The sequence below is a fragment of the Mesorhizobium sp. M7A.F.Ca.AU.001.01.1.1 genome (assembly GCF_004022735.1).
GTDB lineage: Bacteria > Pseudomonadota > Alphaproteobacteria > Rhizobiales > Rhizobiaceae > Mesorhizobium > Mesorhizobium ciceri.
Genome location: NZ_RZPF01000617.1, coordinates 1 through 3,989, shown reverse-complemented (window position 1 = coordinate 3,989; position 3,989 = coordinate 1). Strand labels below are relative to the sequence as shown.

Genomic DNA, 3,989 nt, shown 5'->3' with positions numbered 1-3,989 from the left:
CACCAGTGTGCTGGCCGAAACCTCGACCAAGGATACCTCGGCCGGACAGGCGCGTGTCGCCAGCGTCCTCAACGAACTCGACAAGCCGCTGCTCGAGGAGGTGATGCAGGATCTGGAAGCCGCCGGCACGCCTGATCTCGACGGCGTGCGAGCCCGGCTGTTTGCTTTCGACGATCTGCCGCTGCTCACCCAGAAAGCGCGGGTGCTGCTGTTCGACGGGCTATCGACGGAGCTGGTCACGCTGGCCTTGCGTGGCACGTCGGCCGCCCTTGCAGAATCGGTGCTGTCGGCCATCGGCGCCCGCTCGCGGCGCATGATCGAAGCCGAGCTCGGGCAGGGCTCGGACGGGATCCCCCTCGCCGATATCATGGCGGCCCGCAAGACGATCGTGACGACGACGATCCGGCTGTCGCGCGAAGGCGCCTTCGAACTCCCCTCGACCCAAGACGCCGCCTAGGACCGCGCCATGGCTGACGCGGTCGACAAGGATTCGAAAACCGAAGAGGCGACGGAAAAGAAGATCCGCGACACCATCGAACAGGGCAAGCTGCCCCATTCGCGGGAGACAGCGCTCTTTGCCTCGTTCGTTGCCATACTGGTGTTCACCGTCTTCTACGCCAAGGATGCGATCATCGATCTCGGCATGTTCCTGTCGATGTTCCTGGAGAAGCCGGAAGCCTGGCCGATGGACACGGAGACCGACGTCATCGCGCTTTACAAGATCGTCCTGCTCGAGGTCGGCCGCGCCGTCCTGAGCTTGATGGTGCTGCTGACCGTCGCCGGCGTCGGCGCCTCGGTGTTCCAGAACATGCCGCAATTCGTAGGCGAGCGGGTCCGGCCGCAACTCTCGCGTATTTCGATCGCCAAGGGTTGGAACAGGCTGTTCGGCATCCAGGGTTGGGTCGAGTTCCTGAAGTCACTCGGCAAGGTCGGGTTTGCCATCGTCGTGCTGAGCTTCACCCTGTCGGAAGACCACCGCAAGCTGCTCGCCGGGATGATCACCAATCCGGTCGCCTTCGGTCTCGTCATCCGCGGCATCGCCGTCGACATCCTGGTGGCGATCGTCTTCGTCATGGGGCTGATCGCGGCAGTCGACATCGTCTGGTCGCGCTTCCACTGGAAGCAGGATCTGCGCATGAGCAAGCAGGAGGTCAAGGACGAGTTCAAACAGTCCGAGGGCGACCCGATCGTCAAGTCGCGGCTGCGCTCGCTGGCGCGCGACCGGGCGCGCAAACGGATGATGACGGCGGTGCCGCGCGCGACGCTGATCATCGCCAACCCGACGCACTTCTCGATCGCGCTGAAATATGTGCGCGACGAGGACTCGGCGCCCATGGTGCTGGCCAAGGGCCAGGATCTGGTGGCGCTCAAGATCCGCGAGATCGCGCGGGAACACAACATCCCGATCTTCGAGGACGTGGCGCTCGCCCGCTCCATGTACAAGCAAGTTTCGGTCGATAATGTGATCCCGTCACAATTCTACCAGGCCGTCGCCGAACTGGTGCGGATCGTCTACTCGAAAAAGGCTGAGCGCAGACAGATTTCATGAACCGGCAACCGCACGCAAAATCCCGCGAGATCATCGTCGCCAGCGCCATCGAGCAGGTGGTGGGCGAACTGAGGCTGATCGATGTCGCCGACTACATCGCCTTTATCCGGCTGGAGCATTTCGCATGCCTGTCGGACCTGGTCGATTCAGCGGTTGAGTTGTTCTTCATGCCGGGTACTCTGCGGCTCGGCCATGGTGGTGAGGCGCATGTCGACTGGAGCGGCAGCCCGCGCATCGTGCTCGATCTGGAACTGAGGCCGCCCGGCGTCACCGTCTATTTCCAGCTGACGCTGAGCGAGCTCGGCGCGTCGGTGGCGGTCAACTACGTATCGTTCGAGAAGCCGGGCGAAGACCCGGAGCGCAACACGGCGCTGCTCGAAGCGGTGATCGAAGAGGCGCGTATCCGCAAGGTCGAGCCGCTGGCCTATCGCTGACCGTCGGTCGCTTTCGAAGCGCTGCCGAATTCCCCTATTCGATCAAGCCCAGCCGCAGCGCCTTGGCAACGGCCTGGTTGCGATTGACGGCGTTGAGCTTCTGGGTCGATTGGGTCAGATACTGGTTGGCGGTGTGCACCGACAGTTTCAGGAGTCGCGCGATCTCCTCGCTGGTGTTGCCGTTGGCGGTCAGCTTCAGGCATTCGAGTTCGCGCTTGGAGATTGCACGCATGCGGCCGGCATCGCTCGGGCGGATGCGGGCGACTGCGGCGAACAACGAAAAGCAACGAGCGTGGATCTCGTAGAGAGCGTCCTGCGACAGGGTGATCTCCGAGCCCAGGAAAACGACAAGGCCGCATTGGCCGCGGTCGGCGTGGACGGGGAAGGCGATGCCGCTGGTGCCGGGCGCCAGCGGCGCCATCTGCTGCGTCCAGGCGAGATTGCCGAACATCTCGGCCATGGCGGTGACGCCGTCATCCGTCCACCAGCGCGGTTCGGTCGAGATGCGCGTGTGACGCACGATCTCCTCGCCATTGGCGCCTGAAATGAACTTCGTCGCCACGGCAATCCCGGGATAGTCGGAATCAAGGCAAGGAACGAGCCGCGCCCGTTCGGGCGAGGGGCTGACGAAGAACAGGCCGAAAGCCGAGGCGTTGATGTCGACGGCGATCCAGCGGCAGCGGCGCACGGCGTCGGGAATGGTGACCGCGTGATGGGTTTCGGAGCTAAGGGTGAAGGCGCCGAACGGCTTGCGCTGCTCGTTGAAAAGGGCTTCGGCGGCTTCCTTGATATCGGCGTGTTTCAAATGATGCCGCTCCTGATCGCCGTGGCGATGGCCATCGCGCGGTTGCTGGCCGCGAATTTCTGGATGGCGTGGGTGATGTAGCTGTTGACGGTGTTGGAGGAGACGCCAAGGATGACGGCGACCTCGTCGGTGGTCTTGCCTTCGGAAACCCAGAACAGGCATTCGCGCTCGCGATCCGACAACGGATCCTGCATGGCGGCGGCGGCGATCAGTTGTGGGATGTGCGAGAGCGCGTAGCAGCATTTCAGCTGCGCCCGCATCAGCGCCGGCTGGTCGATGCTGCCGGCTGTCGCTGCCGAGAACAGAGCGAACAGGCGCTGGCGGCCGACATTCAGGCGCAGGGAATAGATCTCTGCATGGCCGAGCACATCGAGAAGGCGGGCTTCCTCGCCGGTGATCAACCCGTCAGCTTCGGGCGCGTGAGATGCTACCAGCGGCTGCGGACGAATGCCGGGCGCGACGGTGAGCGCGCCTTGCGCAAGCCCGGCGATCAGCCGCTTGCCGATCAACTCGATGGCGTCGAAAATCCAGTTGGAGGAGACGATGCGCGCATCGTTGCGGTCCTGATCGTGGACGATGGCGACCAGCATGTAGCTGTCGGCGCCGATCTCGGCGGTCAGTTGCATGAAAAAGCTGGTGAGATCGCCGCGCGACGTCAGGCGCGAGCCCAATGTGTCGGATTGAAGTAGCGCGGCGGGACTGCTCATTCTCGTTGCTTTTGGCCGGAATCGTTTCTGCTGTCCGGATGCTGGAAGTCAGCCGCCGAACCCGAATACACATTACTTTGACGAAGACACACGCGTGGCGCAGGGCTGCACCGAACCAAATCCCGAATCCATTCAGGGAACGCGAAGCCGTCCGCGTCTGGTGCCGGAAAAGCTCCGGAACAAAAGACTTTGGGTGGTCGCCGCGCCCCCCAGGACCGGCTGATTCGGGTTTAATCTACCCGCAGTTGAATCTGACATCAAACGCGATTTGACAAAATCGAATCTGATGGACTCCGGCGCGACTCACAGCTCGGTTTTCGCGCCCTGGACAGACGACCGGGACGCGAAAGTCTTCGCCGGCCACCTCGGCGGCTGGTCGATTTCGCCAGGCTCGGGAGCATTGGACAGACGGGCGCGCCGGTTGCTGTGCCGAAGGGGGTGCCTTGGCCCGATAGTCGGAGCCGGGCGATGTTGCCGCCCGGTCCCGGTGGTCC

5 protein-coding genes are annotated in these 3,989 nt (G+C 63.3%); 3 read left to right on the top strand and 2 right to left on the bottom strand.

Annotation, left to right across the window (positions count from 1 at the left end; all coding sequences use genetic code 11):
- The 3 genes from EN884_RS28390 to EN884_RS28380 form a co-directional block, all read left to right on the top strand.
- Positions 1-457 (top strand): FliG C-terminal domain-containing protein (locus tag EN884_RS28390; RefSeq protein WP_281034850.1); only part of this gene is annotated, 457 nt, incomplete at its 5' end.
- Positions 458-466: 9 nt separating this feature from the next.
- Complete coding sequence (gene flhB, locus EN884_RS28385; RefSeq protein ID WP_024502683.1) at positions 467-1,549, top strand: flagellar biosynthesis protein FlhB; 1,083 nt, start codon at positions 467-469, stop codon at positions 1,547-1,549.
- Positions 1,546-1,983, top strand: a complete 438-nt coding sequence (locus EN884_RS28380; RefSeq protein WP_024502682.1) for a hypothetical protein — start codon at positions 1,546-1,548, stop codon at positions 1,981-1,983. Before flhB ends, EN884_RS28380 begins: the two co-directional genes overlap by 4 nt.
- A 34-nt stretch (positions 1,984-2,017) precedes the next feature.
- Here the strand turns inward: EN884_RS28380 and EN884_RS28375 are convergent, their stop codons facing one another.
- Together EN884_RS28375 and EN884_RS28370 are read right to left on the bottom strand one after the other, a co-directional pair.
- Complete coding sequence (locus EN884_RS28375; RefSeq protein WP_024502681.1) at positions 2,018-2,788, bottom strand: helix-turn-helix transcriptional regulator; 771 nt, start codon at positions 2,786-2,788, stop codon at positions 2,018-2,020.
- Positions 2,785-3,495: a LuxR family transcriptional regulator gene (locus EN884_RS28370; protein WP_063168914.1), complete on the bottom strand. Its 711-nt coding sequence runs from the start codon at positions 3,493-3,495 to the stop codon at positions 2,785-2,787. Before EN884_RS28370 ends, EN884_RS28375 begins: the two co-directional genes overlap by 4 nt.
- Between the last annotated feature and the right edge of the window lie 494 nt (positions 3,496-3,989).

Bases quoted from the DNA above. Each gene is read 5' to 3' on its own strand.
- flhB (WP_024502683.1), top strand. From the start codon at position 467: ATGGCTGACGCGGTCGACAAGGATTCGAAAACCGAAGAGGCGACGGAA.
- EN884_RS28380 (WP_024502682.1), top strand. From the start codon at position 1,546: ATGAACCGGCAACCGCACGCAAAATCCCGCGAGATCATCGTCGCCAGC.
- EN884_RS28370 (WP_063168914.1), bottom strand. From the start codon at position 3,495: ATGAGCAGTCCCGCCGCGCTACTTCAATCCGACACATTGGGCTCGCGC.